At 48.2% G+C, this 16725-nt stretch carries 17 protein-coding genes; 10 read left to right on the forward strand and 7 right to left on the reverse strand.

Annotation, left to right across the window (positions count from 1 at the left end):
* Positions 1–59: 59 nt before the first annotated feature.
* The 5 genes from JX312_RS01910 to greA form a co-directional block, all read right to left on the reverse strand.
* Entirely contained in the window at positions 60–611 is a 552-nt protein-coding gene (locus JX312_RS01910) for a hypothetical protein (RefSeq protein WP_123403654.1), read from the reverse strand.
* A gap of 166 nt (positions 612–777) precedes the next feature.
* Entirely contained in the window at positions 778–2442 is a 1665-nt protein-coding gene (locus JX312_RS01915; protein ID WP_370541468.1) for an AMP-binding protein, read from the reverse strand.
* A 33-nt stretch (positions 2443–2475) separates the two neighbouring features.
* Positions 2476–3657 (reverse strand): iron-containing alcohol dehydrogenase, encoded by a 1182-nt coding sequence (locus JX312_RS01920; RefSeq protein ID WP_123403656.1) that lies wholly within the window; start codon positions 3655–3657, stop codon positions 2476–2478.
* Positions 3658–3758: 101 nt separating this feature from the next.
* Entirely contained in the window at positions 3759–4157 is a 399-nt protein-coding gene (locus JX312_RS01925; RefSeq protein ID WP_204456822.1) for an HIT family protein, read from the reverse strand.
* Positions 4154–4615: a transcription elongation factor GreA gene (greA, locus tag JX312_RS01930; RefSeq protein WP_123403660.1), complete on the reverse strand. Its 462-nt coding sequence runs from the start codon at positions 4613–4615 to the stop codon at positions 4154–4156. The genes JX312_RS01925 and greA overlap by 4 nt, the downstream gene beginning before the upstream one ends.
* 350 nt (positions 4616–4965) lie before the next feature.
* Here greA and JX312_RS01935 point away from each other — a divergent pair, with 350 nt between their 5' ends.
* The 3 genes from JX312_RS01935 to JX312_RS01945 all read left to right on the forward strand — a co-directional run bounded on the left by JX312_RS01935 (position 4966) and on the right by JX312_RS01945 (position 7717).
* Positions 4966–5397: a SufE family protein gene (locus JX312_RS01935; RefSeq protein ID WP_123403662.1), complete on the forward strand. Its 432-nt coding sequence runs from the start codon at positions 4966–4968 to the stop codon at positions 5395–5397.
* A gap of 29 nt (positions 5398–5426) precedes the next feature.
* Positions 5427–6947 (forward strand): peptide MFS transporter, encoded by a 1521-nt coding sequence (locus tag JX312_RS01940; RefSeq protein WP_128707574.1) that lies wholly within the window; start codon positions 5427–5429, stop codon positions 6945–6947.
* Between the two features lie 257 nt (positions 6948–7204).
* Entirely contained in the window at positions 7205–7717 is a 513-nt protein-coding gene (locus JX312_RS01945) for a hypothetical protein (RefSeq protein ID WP_204456823.1), read from the forward strand.
* Here JX312_RS01945 and JX312_RS01950 read toward each other — a convergent pair.
* The gene (locus JX312_RS01950; RefSeq protein WP_204456825.1) at positions 7698–8783 is read right to left on the reverse strand and encodes an MBL fold metallo-hydrolase; all 1086 of its coding nucleotides are present in this window, start codon (positions 8781–8783) and stop codon (positions 7698–7700) included. The two genes, JX312_RS01945 and JX312_RS01950, sit on opposite strands and share 20 nt — an antisense overlap.
* Positions 8695–9459, reverse strand: coding sequence for an SAM-dependent methyltransferase (locus tag JX312_RS01955; protein ID WP_204456827.1), 765 nt, complete (start codon positions 9457–9459; stop codon positions 8695–8697). The genes JX312_RS01950 and JX312_RS01955 overlap by 89 nt, the downstream gene beginning before the upstream one ends.
* Positions 9460–9585: 126 nt before the next feature.
* On the opposite strand from JX312_RS01955, the gene JX312_RS01960 reads away from it, so the two are divergent.
* From JX312_RS01960 to cysS, 7 genes are all read left to right on the forward strand, one after another.
* Complete coding sequence (locus JX312_RS01960) at positions 9586–10845, forward strand: RsmB/NOP family class I SAM-dependent RNA methyltransferase (RefSeq protein WP_204456829.1); 1260 nt, start codon at positions 9586–9588, stop codon at positions 10843–10845.
* On the forward strand, positions 10824–13058 hold the full coding sequence (locus JX312_RS01965) for a cation-translocating P-type ATPase (RefSeq protein ID WP_204456830.1): 2235 nt from the start codon (positions 10824–10826) through the stop codon (positions 13056–13058). Before JX312_RS01960 ends, JX312_RS01965 begins: the two co-directional genes overlap by 22 nt.
* A 31-nt stretch (positions 13059–13089) precedes the next feature.
* Positions 13090–13311, forward strand: coding sequence for a heavy metal transport/detoxification protein (locus JX312_RS01970; protein WP_123403676.1), 222 nt, complete (start codon positions 13090–13092; stop codon positions 13309–13311).
* Positions 13283–14035, forward strand: a complete 753-nt coding sequence (locus tag JX312_RS01975) for a ThiF family adenylyltransferase (protein ID WP_239653771.1) — start codon at positions 13283–13285, stop codon at positions 14033–14035. The genes JX312_RS01970 and JX312_RS01975 overlap by 29 nt, the downstream gene beginning before the upstream one ends.
* Positions 14036–14037: 2 nt before the next feature.
* Positions 14038–14736 carry an ABC transporter ATP-binding protein gene (locus JX312_RS01980; protein ID WP_124029863.1) on the forward strand — a complete coding sequence of 233 codons (699 nt, stop codon included), beginning with the start codon at positions 14038–14040 and terminating at the stop codon, positions 14734–14736.
* Positions 14737–14822: 86 nt separating this feature from the next.
* Entirely contained in the window at positions 14823–15107 is a 285-nt protein-coding gene (locus JX312_RS01985; RefSeq protein ID WP_123403779.1) for a DUF3467 domain-containing protein, read from the forward strand.
* A gap of 25 nt (positions 15108–15132) precedes the next feature.
* On the forward strand, positions 15133–16605 hold the full coding sequence (cysS, locus tag JX312_RS01990) for a cysteine--tRNA ligase (RefSeq protein ID WP_123403682.1): 1473 nt from the start codon (positions 15133–15135) through the stop codon (positions 16603–16605).
* Positions 16606–16725 lie beyond the last annotated feature (120 nt).

A 16725-nucleotide genomic window follows, 5' to 3' on the forward strand; every position in this document is an offset into this window, starting at 1 on the left:
ATATAACAATGGGATTTCGGTTAAACCGAAATCCCATTGTTTTATATATCAAACATTTGCTATTTCAATAAATCCTTCACTTTATCGGCACCCTGCTGGGCGGCGTCGGAAACTTTCTCTTTCCCTTTCTGAACAGCCGCGGCACTCTTTTCTTTTGCTGCCTCCACTGCGTCAGAACCGGCTTTCTTTACACCCTCAACGGCATTGGCGCCTGCATTCTTCACACTGTCGACTACCGCCGCGCTTTTATCTTTCACAGCACCGGCAACGCTGTCGACAGCCTCTTTTGCCTCTGTCACCTCTTCGCCGGCTTTAGTCTTAAGCTCTTCGAAATAAGTGGCGACAGAAGGATCTTTCTTCTGCACTACGGGCACTATCTTGTTCAGATAAGCCTCTGCCTCCTCACCTTTTCCTTCCGCTTCAAGTTTCTGAGCATAAGTCTGAGCCTGCTCGACATATATCTTAAGGCTGTCAGGATCTGTGCAATTCTCGATCTTGGCTTTCAATGCCTCTCCTTCATCACTTCCTTCGCGTGCAGCCTTGGAGCCGCAAGATGTCAACGAACCGATAGCCGCTGCGGCTATCGCCAATGTCATAAATACCTTTTTCATAATAATATCGAATGATTAAATGTATAGTTTATATTACGGACTTCTGACATTTTATCTATCGCTGTCTATAGGGCTACAGATAAAACCGGACATGCGGATTCCTGACCGAAACCGGGAACGCACACATTTTCCTCATGATTCTATAACAACCGCACTTATGAAGGGTTCATTTGGCAGTATAGAGAAAACGTTTGATTGACCGTTTCGGAGTCTTTTCAAACTCATTGGGCATGAGAATGATTTTTGATATCCTCTCATATGGAGCCACAAGTTTGTTGAGTTCAGTGCGTATATCATCCAGCTTGGACTCCATATCCACAACAGACACATCAAACCGGTCAAGCGCGTCATAATCCGGATATACAAGACCTACCAGTTTTCCGTCTCGCTCAACCACAAGACTCTCTGCGACAAAAGGCATATTGTTAAGTTTTGCCTCTATCTCTTCCGGATAGATATTCTGCCCGGAGGCGGAGAGTATCATTGTCTTGGAGCGTCCGCGCAAGAAGAGTGTGCCATCTGCCGAGCGCGTACCCATATCTCCGCTCTTCAGCCAGCCATCCTCCATCACCTGACGCGTTGCCGCAGGGTTCTTATAATACCCTTTCATCACATTGGTTCCGCGCACACATATCTCACCGGGGATATTTTCAGGATCCTCAGAAAGGATACGGGACTCCATAATAGGCAGAGTACGCCCGGAACTGCCCGGAATAAACTCACGCCACGGTGTATATGAGATCAACGGACCACACTCCGTCATGCCGTATCCGACAGTAAACGGGAACTTGATTTTGTGCAGGAACTCCTCCACTTCATGGTTTAGCGGCGCACCTCCTACAATAACTTCCTCGAACTCTCCGCCGAAAGCATCCACAAGTTTCTTGCGAATCTTGGAATATATGAAGCTATCAAGCAGGGGCACGGCAAGAGTCCAGCGCACCGCCCCCTTTGATATCATCGGAAGAATCTGGTTCTTATATATTTTTTCAAGAATCAGAGGCACACATATCACAAGATTTGGCTTCACTTCCGACAATGCTTTCAGAAGTATGCGCGGAGAGGGAGTCTTACATAGCAGAGTGACATGTGACCCCACGGCAAGAGGGGTCAGCATGTCGAACGCGCAACCGTAGGCATGGGCAAGCGGTAAAAAAGACAGCGCACGCGAACTGCGGAAATGCAACTGAGTGTCGCGTCCGAAACACACATTACCCGCAAGATTCTCACCGGTCAACATCACCCCTTTCGAAAAACCCGTTGTTCCCGACGTATAATTGATTTCCACGACCTCGGAATTGTCTCTGTCCGCATAGCGGATGTCTTGCGAACGGTAACCCGACGGATATAATTTTCTAAACTTACGCCTAAGCATATGCAGACTCCGCGAAAGCTCCTCTCCCCTTTTCTCATAAAGAATATCCCTGTCTTCAAGACCCATGACGCCTTTCACCTTCAGCAGACGTTCCGGTTCCATATGTTCCCAGATATTTGAGGATACGAAAAGCAACTCCGCCCCGGAATGATTCACAATATGCGTAATGTCCACAGGGTTGAACTCCGACAATATCGGCACTACGACTGCACCGTAAGTGACTGTGGCAATATACAGCAGCACCCATTCCGGAGAATCCTTGCCGCATATGGCTATTTTCGCGCCCTGCCTGATTCCCGCAGACTCATAAAAGAGGTGTATGCGGGCGATTACAGTTGCCATGTCTCCGTAAGTCAGTGTCTTGCGGCTAACATAATTGGTCAAGGCGGGGAGATCCCAGTTCTCTATGAAGCTACGTTCATATATCTTTATGAAATTATCAATCCTGATTTCCATAATACATCAATTCATATGATCCGTCAAGGCGAATCACCCTTCCAGTGCGAGACGGTAGATCTCTTTACAGTCTTCCATTGAAAGCGGCACATAGGTTCCGAGCGTATCTCCCATGTTGCGATTAAGAGATTTAACCATCATATCTATGTCCGGCTCTTTTCCTACAAGTTCTCTGAGATTTGTTGTCAGACCGAGGTCATGATAGAAATTCTTAAGTTCGCTTATGCCCTCGTCTATGATCTCCTCCGTATCCTTGCCCGACGGGTCAACCGACATGACATTGATTGCGAATCTCCAGAGCTTGTCAGGATTGCGACGAGCACAAAATGTCATCCACGCCGGAATCATAACTGCCAGACCTGCTCCGTGAGCGACATCATAAAACGCCGAAATCTCATGCTCAAGCCGATGTGAAGACCAGTCTTCGACCTTTCCGACGCCGCAGAGTCCGTTGTGCGCGAGCATTCCCGCCCACATCACATCCGCTCTTGCCGCGTAATTCTCACCATCGAGTTTGAGTGTAAGCGCCTGATCCATCACATCACGCAAGATCGCCTCCGAATAAGCATCGACAAGCTGGGTTTCGGGAGTGTTGGAGAAATAGCGTTCATAAATATGCGCCATCATGTCTACGATGCCACACGCCGTCTGAAACCATGGCAGAGAATATGTAAGTTCAGGATTCATGATCGAGAACCGCGGACGAAGCAGATCAGGATATCTTACAGATATTTTCTGATGAGTCTTTTCGTTGGTTATTACGGAATTTCCGCTTCCCTCACTGCCAGCTGCAGGAATGGTCAGCACCACTCCTACGGGGAGCGCGGCAAACGGCTTTGCCTTTCCGTCATAAAAATCCCAGAAATCTTCCGCAGTCACAGCCCCCAGAGCAATTCCTTTGGCGGCATCGATCGGAGAACCGCCACCAACTGCAAGAAGAAAATCGACGCCTTCCTCAACAGCCTTGGCAATTCCTGCATAAACGCTCTCGGCAGTAGGATTTGGGGCAATACCGCCGAACTCACAAAACTCTATTTTTTCGGCACGCATGGAATCCTCGATCTCATTCAACAGACCGTTTTCTCGAATTCGCGCGCTGCCATACACTATCATTACTTTCTCAGCGCCATAACGTTTCAGAGCCTTACCGACTTCTTTCTGTGTGTCGCGACCAAATATAAACTCCGTCGGGGAGCAAAATGTGAAATTATCCATATAATATTCGATTTACACGCAAATATACATAATTATTAACAAAAAAAGAAGCATCGTTTCCGATGCCTCTTCAATTTTAGCACAAACAAATGCCTGTTTTCTTACAATTCCACATTAGAAGAAATCGCCTCAGCAAGTTCTTTCATCCTTGCAGGATCCGGATCGGAAATCTTGCATCTGAAATCCATATCACCCTCTTTCTGCAATGGAACCAGGTGAATATGGGCGTGAGGCACTTCAAGTCCAAGCACAGTAACTCCGACCTTGCGACACGGAATCGCAGCCTTGATTGCCTTTGCCACTTTCTTGGCAAAAACCATCATGTCTCCCAGCTCGTCATCATCCATATCGAAGATATAATCCGTCTCTTTCTTGGGAACCACAAGCGTATGCCCCCAGTTTACGGGATTTATATCCATAAAAGCGAAAAAACTATCGTTTTCAGCTATCTTATAGCAGGGAATCTCACCTGCGATTATTCTTGAGAAGATAGTCATCACACCTCGATTTTGATTATCTCGAAATCAATCACACCGACTGGAGCGTTCACTTTTACGTGATCTCCCACCTTATGTCCGAGCAAAGCCTGCGCAATCGGAGTGTTTGAAGCGATCTTGAATTCACGGAGATTAGCCTCGCTTTCAGTAACAATCGTATAGCACATGGTCATACCCTTGTCATTACGGATAGTGACCTTGTTGAGAATCTGAACCTCCTCGGTATTCAGTTTACTGTCATCTATAATACGAGCACCGGCGATAAGCTCCTTAAGCTTGGATATCTTCATCTCAAGCATACCCTGCGCCTCCTTTGCTGCGTCATACTCGGCATTCTCGGAGAGGTCACCCTTGTCACGGGCCTCGGCGATTGCCTGCTTGATGGCAGGACGCTGCGCCTCAAGAGCCGAGAGTTCCTCCATCTTTTTATTATACCCCTCTTGGGTCAGATAAGTTGCCATAAATATATCTATTTTAATGTTAACAAATTAAAGGGATGCAGGTAATGCATCCGCTATCCGCTTACCGAACCGTCACACGCATGTCAGGTTACGGAATGGGATTAAAAAAATAAAGAATCCTTTTTCTCGATTCGGCATCGCGTCCCTTTCTGCGATCCGGAAAAAAAAGACCCTTTCTGACGGCATGCCGTCGTTCTGATTTCGGGTGCAAAGTTAATTCTTTTCTTTTGATATAACAAATATCCTCCCTTTTTTATCATAAATATTTTATGATTTTCTAAAAATTATTAACTTTGGAGAAAATTCAACATTAGAAACTGTCCAGACAGCTTCCTAAAGCACATAAAGCAATGAGTGTAAACGAAACGCAAGACGAGATAATAGAAGAATTCGAGGGTCTGACCGACTGGATGGACCGTTATGCATATATTATAGATCTCGGCAACACCCTCCCTGAATATCCGGAATCGGAGAAAACTCCGCAAAACCTGATAGAAGGATGCCAGAGCAGAGTCTGGATTTCCGCCAATCGCGAAGCCGACAGCAAAATCCGCTTCGAAGCGGACTCAGACGCTCTGATTGTGAAAGGTATTGTTGCCCTGCTCATGAGGGTGCTTAACGACCGCACTCCCGATGAGATACTTGATGCCGATCTATATTTTATTGACAAAATAGGACTCAAGGAACATCTGTCGCCCACACGGTCAAACGGTCTTGTGGCAATGGTAAAACAGATCCACAATTACGCCAAGGCATATAAAATGCTCGATACAAGCAAATAATTTTTTTATTCAAACCTAATACGAAACACATGTTCAAGAACCAACCCAAAGGCCTTATCCCCGCTGCCCTTTCCAACATGGGCGAACGGTTCGGCTATTACATCATGAACGCCGTGCTTGTGCTTTTCCTATGCTCGAAGTTCGGTCTGAAAGAGGAGACAAGTGCCATTGTCTACTCATGTTTTTATGCAGGAATCTACATCCTGAGTCTCGTCGGCGGTCTCATCGCTGACCGCACCCAGAACTACAAAGGCACAATCATCTCCGGCCTTATGGTAATGACCATCGGGTATGTGGTTCTCGCCGTGCCAATCCTTGCCACTCCGGAAAACACCACATGGCTTCTGACACTGACCTGCGTGGCGCTCTTCCTCATAGCGTTCGGCAACGGTCTCTTTAAAGGAAACCTACAGGCGATAGTCGGTCAGCTGTATGACAATCCGCGCTACGCCGCACAACGCGACTCCGGTTTCCAGATCTTCTATGTATTCATCAACATCGGAGGTGTGCTCGCCCCCTTTATTGCCCCGATTCTCCGCTCATGGTGGCTCGGAGTGCACAACCTTGCATACAACGCATCGCTCCCCGCCCTTTGTCATGAATACCTCAGCCTAAGCGACAACATGAACCAGCAGAATGCCGACAACCTCTATGCCCTTATCACAGAAATGGGAGGCAACATGCAGGATGTAGCAGGTTTCTGCACCCAATATCTGGATGTGTTCAATACCGGTATCCACTACAGCTTCATAGCTTCAGTGGCAGCAATGCTTATCTCCCTCGCCATCTTCCTTGCAACAAAGAGCGGGCTTCCTTCTCCCGCCAAGAAAGGTAAGACAGAGAGCGTGCAATACACCGCCGAAGAGAAAGCCCGCATGGCAAAAGAAATCAAGCAGCGTATGTACGCGCTTTTCGCAGTGCTCGGCATCGCAATCTTCTTCTGGTTCTCATTCCATCAGAACGGCACATCCCTCTCTCTCTTTGCCCGAGACTTCGTGCGCACAGACTCCGTACAGCCTGAAATCTGGCAGGCTCTCAATCCATTCTATGTGATAATCCTGACACCGGTGGTCATGTGGGTATTCTCACTGCTCGCCAAAAGAGGCAAAGAGATCTCCACACCCAAGAAAATCGCCATCGGCATGGGTCTTGCAGGAATTGCTTATCTTTTCCTTGTAATATTCTCCGCAGTCAAGGGTTATCCGTCGGCAAACGAGTTCAAAGAACTTGCTCCCGCAGTTGCCGAAGGTCTCAAGACTGGTCCATGGGTTCTGTTTGTTCTCTACTTCTTCCTGACTGTAGCGGAACTGTTCATATCTCCGCTTGGACTTTCGTTCGTATCAAAAGTAGCGCCTAAACACCTTCAGGGTCTGTGCCAGGGTCTGTGGCTTGGCGCCACAGCTGTAGGCAACCTTCTCCTCTGGATCGGTCCGCTTATCTACAACGCATGCCCCATATGGGTTGCCTGGACAGTATTCCTCTCAGTGTGCGTAGTCTCCATGGGCGTCATGTTCGCCATGGTCAACTGGCTTGAGAGAGTTACAAAATAACCTCGTCCCGAACTTTGGAAACAAATAAGCAAGGGTGCGGAATTTGGTTCCGCACCCTTGCTTATTTGTTTCCAAAGTTTAATTACATCTTGACAGAATGCATTTTCTTGCCATTTATTAATATTTTTTAAGATTTTTAATGATATTTCAAAAACATTGAATAAATTTGCACCGTCATTTGTTGAAATGGTATAATGAGCCAGTCTAAACATAAGTTTGCAGTTATCTTCAGCATCGCATGTTGCTTGATAGCCAACATGTCAGCTTGCCGAAAAACCTCTGCGCCGGAACAGAAGGCAGAGGATTCCATATCTTTATATGCAGATGAATATCATGCCGACAACGACATCGCCATGACCGTCCGCAGCATTACCGATGCATTACGCGTAGGAGAACCTCTCGACACCCTCGATTATAATTTCGAAGGAATACTCACCGACGGCGAGGGGCATCCATTGTATACTGACATCCAGGGCACTCCGGGAAGCTGGGATGTGGATGTGATTTCTCCTACTACAGCCGTAATACGCAACGTATATCTCGGAGACCTACTTCCCGATGATCTCGAAAGCTATCTCGCATCAAGCCTGAATCTCTCGCCTGAAAATATAATTGAGACAGAGGAATTCGATGATGACGAGGAGACCCAGTTGGTTGTATACGATATAGATGGTGTATATCTGAGAATAGAAACACGCGCCGCAGTGGCGCCAAACGGTCTCGAAGGACCGCTTATGAGCATAATAGCCACTAAGACACCACCCCTCTGAAGACAAACAGGCGCGATGACTCAAATCTCGGAAGCGCCATGAGCTGAATATCCGCCTTACGGTCAAGAATGCTTTCGGACGCGTTGCCCACAACCTTTCCGGCACTTTCCAACGCATCCCTTACCGCTTTGAGAGCCTTGGAGGGGGTATTGTTGTCTTTCGACAAATGGCATAAAAACACATATTTAAGATCCGGATTGACTATTTCCTTAAGAAATGCGCCGGTAGCCTCATTGTCCATATGCCCGTTGTCTGTCTGAATTCTCGCCTTGAGATATTCCGGATAAGGTCCGTATTTCAGCATCTGAAGATCATAATTCGCCTCGATCACAAGGTAATTTGCACGGCTCATGTAATAACGGGCACGATCTGTGACAGCACCAAGGTCCGTTGCAAGCACGAAATGCCGATTGTCGAACTCTATCGAGAAACCCATGTTGTCAGTACCGTCGTGGGGAACCTCAAAAGCGGTTATCTCGAAATCCAGTATCCTGAACGGTATCTCCTTGAATACCGGATTGTGATATTCCTTGATACGTTTGGATATGCTGTGACGGCGCAATATCCCGCCGAGCACCCTGTTTGTGCAGAAAATGCGTATATGTTTGTGATTTCGCACTATATTATATGCATATCTGACATGATCCGAATGATCATGAGTAAGCAGGAGTGCCTTCACAGAGTTCATCGAGATGCCGTTGGATGAAAGCATTCTCACCACATCCTCTGTCTTGACACCGGCATCGATAAGTATACCGCCTCTCTTGCTTCCTATATAGCAACAGTTGCCGCTTGAGCCGGAGCCGAGAGAGATAAAATGCAGATTGCGTTCAGAAACTTTGTCTGCTGCCAGATCCGCAGGTGTTATGTCAAGATCGGTATAGCCGGATTGCCCGGGATTCACTTTGCCTTGGTCAACATAAGATGGCTCCCACTCCTCGAACGGAAGCTGGGGATGACCATAGAAACGTATCTTCTTAGCGCACATGCCTTCTCCCTCCTTTTCTGTTGCCCAGAACCGCGTCGCCACCTCTGTATATAAGAAATATCGCCGGGCGTTTGTCATAATTCTCCCGGCAGTTTTTCCACGATGACGCCTGACGGGTCACCACTGATTCCCGGTCAGTATCCGTTATGTCGCATGCGACGCAAAGCATGGTGTCTGGACGAAGATTCTCGCTAAGGAAACGAATCATGCTGTTGTTGCGGTAAGGTGTCTCTATAAATATCTGTGTACGGTTTTTATTCTGCGACTCGTTTTCAAGCTCGCGAATCGTACGACTCCGTTCCTTTTCATCAATCGGGAGATAGCCATTGAATGCGAATCCCTGACCATTGAAACCCGATGCCATCAAGGACATCAGAATACTTGACGGACCGACAAGCGGAATAACCTTCAGCCCTTCGCGCTGCGCGATTTCCACCGGCAATGCACCGGGGTCGGCGACAGCCGGACAACCGGCTTCACTCATCACACCCATCGCTTCCCCATGACGCAACGGCTCAAGCCATTCACTAACCTCGGAAAGATCGGTATGACCGTTAAGCTCATGGAATGATATGGAATCTATGTCGAATGTCTTGTCCCAGCGTTTCAGGAAACGACGTGCAGTGCGCACATTTTCCACAATCAGATGGCGCAGACTCTTCACAAGCTGAAGATTTCCGGTCGGAATCACATTCTCCAACGGAGCGTCACTGATGTTTACAGGTATAAGATATAATGCCGCTTCTTGTTTCATAATACAAATTTAATAATTTTCTTATACTCGTCTATCACCAATATCTCCATTTTTTGTTAATTTTGTTAATTGCACTCCCGGTGCATTCGGATTAAACTACCTTTGTAGTTAAAATGAAACAAGCAGATGATGGAATTGCCCGATAGATTTATATTACAGATGCAGGAATTGCTTGGAGAGAAATCCGGCGATTTTCTCGCGGCTATGAAACAACCTCCGGCTGTATCTATAAAGATAAACAGGAGAAAGACCGCTTCCCCGGGCACCTTCGGATACGACGGTCTGACAAAGGTAAAATGGTGCGGCAGCGGATTTTACCTTCCCGAACGTCCTGTATTCACACTTAATCCGCTCATTCATGCCGGTGTGTTCTATGTGCAGGATGCATCTTCCATGATTTATGAAACGGTTATAGAAAAGATTGCCCCTATGGCTCTTGACACAGGATGCACTCTCAATGTGCTCGACCTCTGTGCAGCTCCAGGAGGAAAGACAACATCGATGATCAACGCACTTCCTGACGGGACAAGGGTTGTTGCCAATGAATTTGTCGGTGCCAGAGCTGCGGCTCTCAAAGAGAACCTGATGAAATGGGGATACCCTGAGATTATCATCACCAACTCTCCCACCGACCGTTTCGCAGCCGCAGGAGAATTATTCGACATCATTGCCGTGGATGCTCCCTGCTCGGGCGAGGGAATGATGCGCAAAGAGGAAATGGCAGTGACTCAATGGAACGAAGGACTACAGAGACAATGCGCATCGCTGCAGAGAGAGATTCTTGACAATGCGTTCGCAGCTCTCAGACCGGGGGGATTCCTTATATATTCGACATGCACGTTCAACCGGCTTGAAAACGAAGAGAATGTACGTTATCTCGTAGAAGAGCTGGAGATGGCTCCTGTTGACCTTGACCTCCCCGATGAATGGGGGATCGGGAAAGGGATTGCGACAACATACCCCTGCCTGCGGTTCATGCCACATATGACTCATGGCGAGGGTCTGTTTCTATGCGTGCTGAGAAAAGAGGGTGATTTCCCGGTTTCCGGCATCAGAAAAGGGAAAAGTCTTGCCGATATGCTTGGGGGAAAGGTCAGAATAATAGCCGACGGCATCCCCTTGACAACCACAAAAGGGCGCGACACAGTTCCGATCACTGAATTTGTTTTATCAAGCCCCAAGAAAAGAGGCAGTCTGCCCGAAGCGGAAGTTGATGAAAAAACGGCTCTTTCTTATCTCAGACACGAGGCGATTATCCTTGATCGCGAAATCCCGAAAGGGTATGTTGTGGTTATATATAAAGGCACACCTTTAGGAATAGTTAAGAATCTCGGCAACCGTGCCAATAATCTTTATCCTGCCCAATGGCGAATAAGAATGAAATAAGACATGAGACTTTTCCCGTGACCGGCATGATGTGTGCGGTATGCGCCGGCACTGTCAGCAAGGCGATATCGGGATGTCCGGGTGTCATGACAGCAGACGTGAATTTTGCAACCAACTCTGCGACTATAGACTGGAATCCAGACCTGACATCTCCCCGCGTCATAGCGGAAGCTGTAAAGGGAGCCGGATATGAAATGATTGTTTCAGAATCCGAGGAACAGGCTGTAAAAGAGAAAGAAGAGCATGAGGAGGCAGCATACAAAGAGATGAAACGCAAAGTGATACTGGCATGGGTCATTACAGTTCCACTCTCTGTCCTCTGCATGTCGCATATACATTTTGCTGCAGAAGCATGGATATACATGTCACTAACTCTCGTTGTCATGCTTTACTGCGGTAACGGTTTCTACCTCCGCGGATTAAAAGCATTGAGAGCCAAATCCCCCAACATGGACAGTCTCGTGGCAATCTCGACTGCCGTCAGCTTTATCTTCAGCGTGTTCAACACTATCTTCCCTGAGGTTCTGACATCAAGAGACATAAGCGCGGAACTTTATTATGAAGGAGCGGCTATGATAATCGCGTTTGTACTTACCGGCAAACTCCTCGAATTGCGCAGCAGACACTCAACCGGCATGGCAATAAAGGCTCTTATGGGCATGCAACCTGACGAAGCCCTTTTGGAATTGTCCGACGGCAAGACCAGAACTGTACCCGTCTCGCAGATAAGTATTGACGATACACTCATTGTCAGACAAGGAGACAGGGTTCCAGTAGACGGATATGTGACCGGGGGAAACGCTTCTGTCGATGAATCCATGCTGACGGGAGAATCCATCGGAGTCGAAAAGGAAACGGGAGATGCTGTAAGCGCCGGAACAATAGTCAATGCAGGCAGTATAAGGGTGAAAGCTGTAAAAGTCGGTTCTCAGACGGAACTGTCAAGAATAATCAGGGCCGTAAAAGAAGCCCAGGGTTCAAAGGCACCAGTGCAGAAACTTGTCGACAAGGTGGCTGCGGTGTTTGTTCCCTCTATTATGGCAATAGCACTTGTCACCCTTCTTATATGGACAACACTCGGGAAAGATTACCTTCCTGTCGGACTCGTATGCGCGGTGTCGGTGCTTGTCATCGCGTGTCCATGNGCGTTAGGTCTCGCCACTCCCATGGCAGTGATGGTGGGTATCGGACGCGGCGCCCGATCGGGCATTCTCGTCAAAGATGCCACTGCCCTTGAGCTTCTTGCCAAAGTGGATACTCTCCTGATTGACAAGACAGGGACTCTGACAGAAGGAAAACCAGAATTGCGGGAAATCATATGGGACTCATCAGCCAATGATACTGCTTTGCGCAGACTAATACTTTCGTCTGTATACGGAGCCGAGAATGAAAGTATCCATCCACTTGCCGGTGCGATTGCCTCCGGTATCAGAAAACAGGATATTGAACCTGCACGTCCCGAATCTTACGAATACATCCCCGGTTTCGGAATAAAATGCCGCAGCAATGGCATGAACATGGAAATAGGTCCGGCATCCCTGTCTGAAAAATCTGAAGACATGGGATTCAGGAATAAAATTGATGATTTGCTCGGTCAGGGTGCGGGAGTGGTTGTGGCAGTTTGCAACTGCAAGCCGGTTGTTGCCTTTGCGGTCGAGGATGAAATAAGAGTTGATGCGGTCTTGGCGGTCAAGGAACTCATGTCTGCCGGAATAAACGTAGAGCTATTGACAGGTGACAGACAGGCGACAGCACGCCATATCGCAGGGAAAGCAGGAATTACCGCTGTTACCGCTGAGACACTCCCCTCCATGAAACAGCAACGCGTCGAGGAACTTCAGAAAGAGGGGCACGTTGTGGCAATGGCAGGAGACGGCATCAATGACTCACAGGCTCTTGCCGCCGCCGATGTATCAGTAGCGATGGGCGGAGGCTCGGACATTGCGATTGATGTGGCGAAGATTACTCTCGTCGGAGGCAGACTCGCATCATTGCCGGAGGCTGTGAGACTGGCAAAATCGACGTTGAGAATTATACGCGAAAACCTGTTTTGGGCGTTTATATATAACATCATCGGTATTCCGCTTGCTGCGGGGGCATTATATAAGACCGGTTTTCTGCTGTCGCCGATGTTCGCCTCGGCTGCGATGGCTCTCTCTTCTCTTTGCGTAGTCGCCAACTCACTGCGGCTCAACAGAGTAAAATTAAAATAATAAAAATCACATACGAATTTAAATATATATTATGAGATTCAAGACAAATGCCAAATGTGGCGGATGCAAGGCTGCTATAATGGGAGCGGTGACCGCTCGTTTTCCCGATATGGAATGGAATATGGAACTGGAATCAGCCGACAAAGTGCTGGAATGTCACGGCATACCGGATGATGCTGCCATTGCTGCCGAAGTGGTAAAGACAATAGAGGAAACAGGTTTCAATGGAAGCTGGCTCCCTGCAGATGCCTGACATCGCACCGGCTGACGATAGTTGGGATTCCCGCACACGCCGTCTTCTCGGAGATGTGGCTGCGGAGAGACTTGCACACGCTAAAGTCGCGGTAATCGGCACCGGAGGCGTAGGTGGTTATGCCGTGGAGACACTTGCAAGATCAGGTGTCGGGAACCTTATTGTCATCGATGCCGACAATGTCGCCGAAAGCAACCTGAACCGCCAGTTGATCGCGCTTAAATCAACAATCGGAAAATCCAAAGTCGAACTGTTAAGGCAAAGATGCAGGGATATAAACCCTCAGATAGAGGTCATGGCGATAAAAGAATTTGTGACACCCGACAATGCCGCGGAACTGATCGGAACCCAAGTGGATTATGTTATTGATGCGATAGACACGGTTGCTCCGAAAATTGCCGTTATAACTCATTGTCTGATAAACCATATCCCTATAATTTCCTCAATGGGGGCGGGGGGCAGGACCGACCCTGCCAAAATCGGATATTTCGACATTTCGGAAACACGGGAAGACGGTCTGGCACGTGCAGTGAGGCAACGTCTGAAAAAAAGCGGCATGCGGCATGCCCTTAAAGTTGTGGCAAGTACAGAGGCTCCCCGACGCAGAGCGGTTATCGAGCTGAACGAACAGAACAAACGCAGTTCCTACGGCACAATCATCACCATACCCGCCATTTTCGGGATATATCTCGCAAACCACGTGATAATGAAACTTATAGAATAATAATGATTCGACTTTCCAACATATCCAAATCATACGGCACACTGACCGTGCTTTCCAACATCTCCCTGACTATCGGCAAAGGAGAGATCATAACCATTGTGGGACCGAGCGGAGCCGGGAAAACGACTTTGCTTCAGATAGCGGGGTCTCTCGACCGGCCGGACTCCGGAGAAATCATCTATGACGGAGAGAATATCGCCGCGCTAAATGACAAGAAACTGTCGCATTTCCGCAACACCAACATCGGCTTTGTATTCCAGTTTCATCAGCTGTTGCCGGAATTTACGGCATGCGAGAATGTGGCGCTACCGGCAATGATCGGCGGGATGTCGAAGAAAAAGGCCATGCAGAAGGCTTCCGGACTACTCGACATGCTCGGGTTGTCGGAACGTAAGAATCACAAACCTGCCGAAATGTCGGGAGGCGAAAGGCAACGCGCGGCAATCGCGAGAGCTATGATCAATGACCCCGAGGTTATTTTTGCCGATGAACCGACAGGCAGCCTCGACTCCCGAAACCGCGATGAGATACGCAACGTCATCGCCGACCTGCGCGACAGACTCGGTCAGACATTCGTAATCGTTACCCACGACCTCTCGATGACATCCATCGCCGACCGCGTCATATCCATGGCAGACGGACACATCATCGCGGAAGAAGAAATCCACCAGGGATTTCCTCAGTTAAAAAATAATTGCTAACTTTGTTTTATAATCAATCTAAAAATTCACAGGCGGCAACGGCACTTACAGCTCCGAAACCGTCTCCACTTACAAACAGACATAAAATGGAAAATAAAGAAAATCAGCTTCAGATTCAGCTCCGTCCGGAAGTTGCCGACGGCAAATACACCAACCTCGCGATGATCGGTCATGGTCCCAACGAGTTCCTCATCGATTTTATCTTCGCAGCCCCGGGAATGCCCCAGGCTCCTGTTGTAAGCCGCGTAATGATGACTCCGGAGAACGCAAAACAGCTTCTTTTCGCCCTTACCGACAACATCAAGAAGTATGAGGCTCAGTTCGGAGAAATCATGCCACGCAATGTAAAACCCGGCATAGCCAACAACTGATTCAATCAATAACAGCACCCAAACGATGGAACACAACTTATTTCTCTACAACTCGCTGAAACGCACGAAACAGCTCTTCAAGCCCCTGCATGAGGGTCATGTAGGGATGTATGTATGCGGACCGACAGTCTACGGCGATGCCCATCTCGGACATGCCCGCCCTGCAATCACGTTCGACATTCTGTTCCGTTATCTCCGACATCTCGGATATAAGGTCCGCTATGTACGCAACATAACCGATGTCGGTCATCTTGAGCATGACGCGGATTCTGGTGAAGACAAGATTGCCAAGAAAGCTCGTCTCGAACAGCTGGAGCCAATGGAGGTTGTGCAGCTATACCTGAACCGCTACCATCATGATATGGAAGCGCTCAATGTATTGCCGCCAAGCATCGAGCCTCATGCATCGGGACACATAATCGAACAGATCGAATATGTCAAGAAAATTCTTGAAGCGGGATATGCCTATGAAAGCCAAGGCTCTGTATATTTCGATGTGGAGAAATATAACAAAGACCACAGATACGGAATCCTTTCCGGCAGAAACATAGAAGACCTCCAGAACACGACCCGTGCCCTCGACGGTCAGGAAGAGAAACGTAATCCGATGGATTTCGCCCTTTGGAAAAAGGCTTCTCCTGAACACATCATGCACTGGCCATCCCCCTGGAGCGAAGGGTTTCCCGGGTGGCATCTTGAGTGCTCCACGATGGGTGAGAAATACCTCGGCGAGAAGTTCGACATACATGGAGGCGGTCTTGACCTCATGTTCCCCCACCATGAATGTGAAATCGCGCAGAGCGTGGCGGCTCAGGGACACGAAGCCGTCAACTACTGGATCCACAACAATATGATTACCATCGAAGGGAAAAAGATGGGGAAATCATATAACAACTTCATCACGCTCGAACAATTCTTCGAAGGCAGTCATCCGCTTCTGACGCAGGCATACTCACCGATGGTGATACGCTTTTTCATACTGCAGGCACAATACAGGAGCACCGTAGATTTCTCCAATGATGCTCTTCAGGCTGCGGAAAAGGCTTTGCAGAAGATGCTTGACATATACCGCCGTCTTCAGAATCTGCTGCCTGCCGAGAAATCGACTGTCGAGGTTCCCGACTTTATGACGCAGGCATACGAAGCGATGGACGATGACCTGAACACTCCGATTGTGATCGCCACATTGTTCGAAGCCGGAAAGATAATCAACTCCGCGACCGACGGAAATGCCAAGCTTAACGCCGAAGATCTCTCCCGTCTGCGTCTGCTGTTCGACACAATGCTTGTTGACTTGCTTGGCATCAAGACAGGCACCGATGAAGCGGGAGCCGACATAAAACCCTTCGAGGGGGCGGTAGACCTGCTGATGGACATCCGCAAGAACGCGAAGGAACAGAAAGACTGGGCGACTTCAGACCTAATCCGTGACAAGCTCGCCGCACTCGGCTTCAATGTCAAAGACACCAAGCAAGGAGTGGAATGGAGTCTTAATTAATACTCAATTTAAGTTATTCGCCGTCAGTATTAGGTTACTGACGGCTTTTTTTATGCCGTTATCACAAAAAATTACCCCGATTTTAAGTATTGCCCACCCCTCTTTTTCAATCTAATTTTT

This window comes from Barnesiella sp. CU968 (assembly GCF_905219685.1).
GTDB classification, from domain to species: domain Bacteria; phylum Bacteroidota; class Bacteroidia; order Bacteroidales; family Muribaculaceae; genus Lepagella; species Lepagella muris_A.

Excerpts from the sequence above, each read along its gene's own strand:
- JX312_RS01910 (WP_123403654.1), bottom strand. The coding sequence starts at position 611 with ATGAAAAAGGTATTTATGACATTGGCGATAGCCGCAGCGGCTATCGGT.
- JX312_RS01915 (WP_370541468.1), bottom strand. The coding sequence starts at position 2,442 with ATGGAAATCAGGATTGATAATTTCATAAAGATATATGAACGTAGCTTC.
- JX312_RS01920 (WP_123403656.1), bottom strand. The coding sequence starts at position 3,657 with ATGGATAATTTCACATTTTGCTCCCCGACGGAGTTTATATTTGGTCGC.
- greA (WP_123403660.1), bottom strand. The coding sequence starts at position 4,615 with ATGGCAACTTATCTGACCCAAGAGGGGTATAATAAAAAGATGGAGGAA.
- JX312_RS01935 (WP_123403662.1), top strand. The coding sequence starts at position 4,966 with ATGAGTGTAAACGAAACGCAAGACGAGATAATAGAAGAATTCGAGGGT.
- JX312_RS01940 (WP_128707574.1), top strand. The coding sequence starts at position 5,427 with ATGTTCAAGAACCAACCCAAAGGCCTTATCCCCGCTGCCCTTTCCAAC.
- JX312_RS01945 (WP_204456823.1), top strand. The coding sequence starts at position 7,205 with ATGTCAGCTTGCCGAAAAACCTCTGCGCCGGAACAGAAGGCAGAGGAT.
- JX312_RS01950 (WP_204456825.1), bottom strand. The coding sequence starts at position 8,783 with ATGACAAACGCCCGGCGATATTTCTTATATACAGAGGTGGCGACGCGG.
- JX312_RS01955 (WP_204456827.1), bottom strand. The coding sequence starts at position 9,459 with ATGAAACAAGAAGCGGCATTATATCTTATACCTGTAAACATCAGTGAC.
- JX312_RS01960 (WP_204456829.1), top strand. The coding sequence starts at position 9,586 with ATGATGGAATTGCCCGATAGATTTATATTACAGATGCAGGAATTGCTT.
- JX312_RS01970 (WP_123403676.1), top strand. The coding sequence starts at position 13,090 with ATGAGATTCAAGACAAATGCCAAATGTGGCGGATGCAAGGCTGCTATA.
- JX312_RS01975 (WP_239653771.1), top strand. The coding sequence starts at position 13,283 with ATGGAAGCTGGCTCCCTGCAGATGCCTGACATCGCACCGGCTGACGAT.
- JX312_RS01980 (WP_124029863.1), top strand. The coding sequence starts at position 14,038 with ATGATTCGACTTTCCAACATATCCAAATCATACGGCACACTGACCGTG.
- JX312_RS01985 (WP_123403779.1), top strand. The coding sequence starts at position 14,823 with ATGGAAAATAAAGAAAATCAGCTTCAGATTCAGCTCCGTCCGGAAGTT.
- cysS (WP_123403682.1), top strand. The coding sequence starts at position 15,133 with ATGGAACACAACTTATTTCTCTACAACTCGCTGAAACGCACGAAACAG.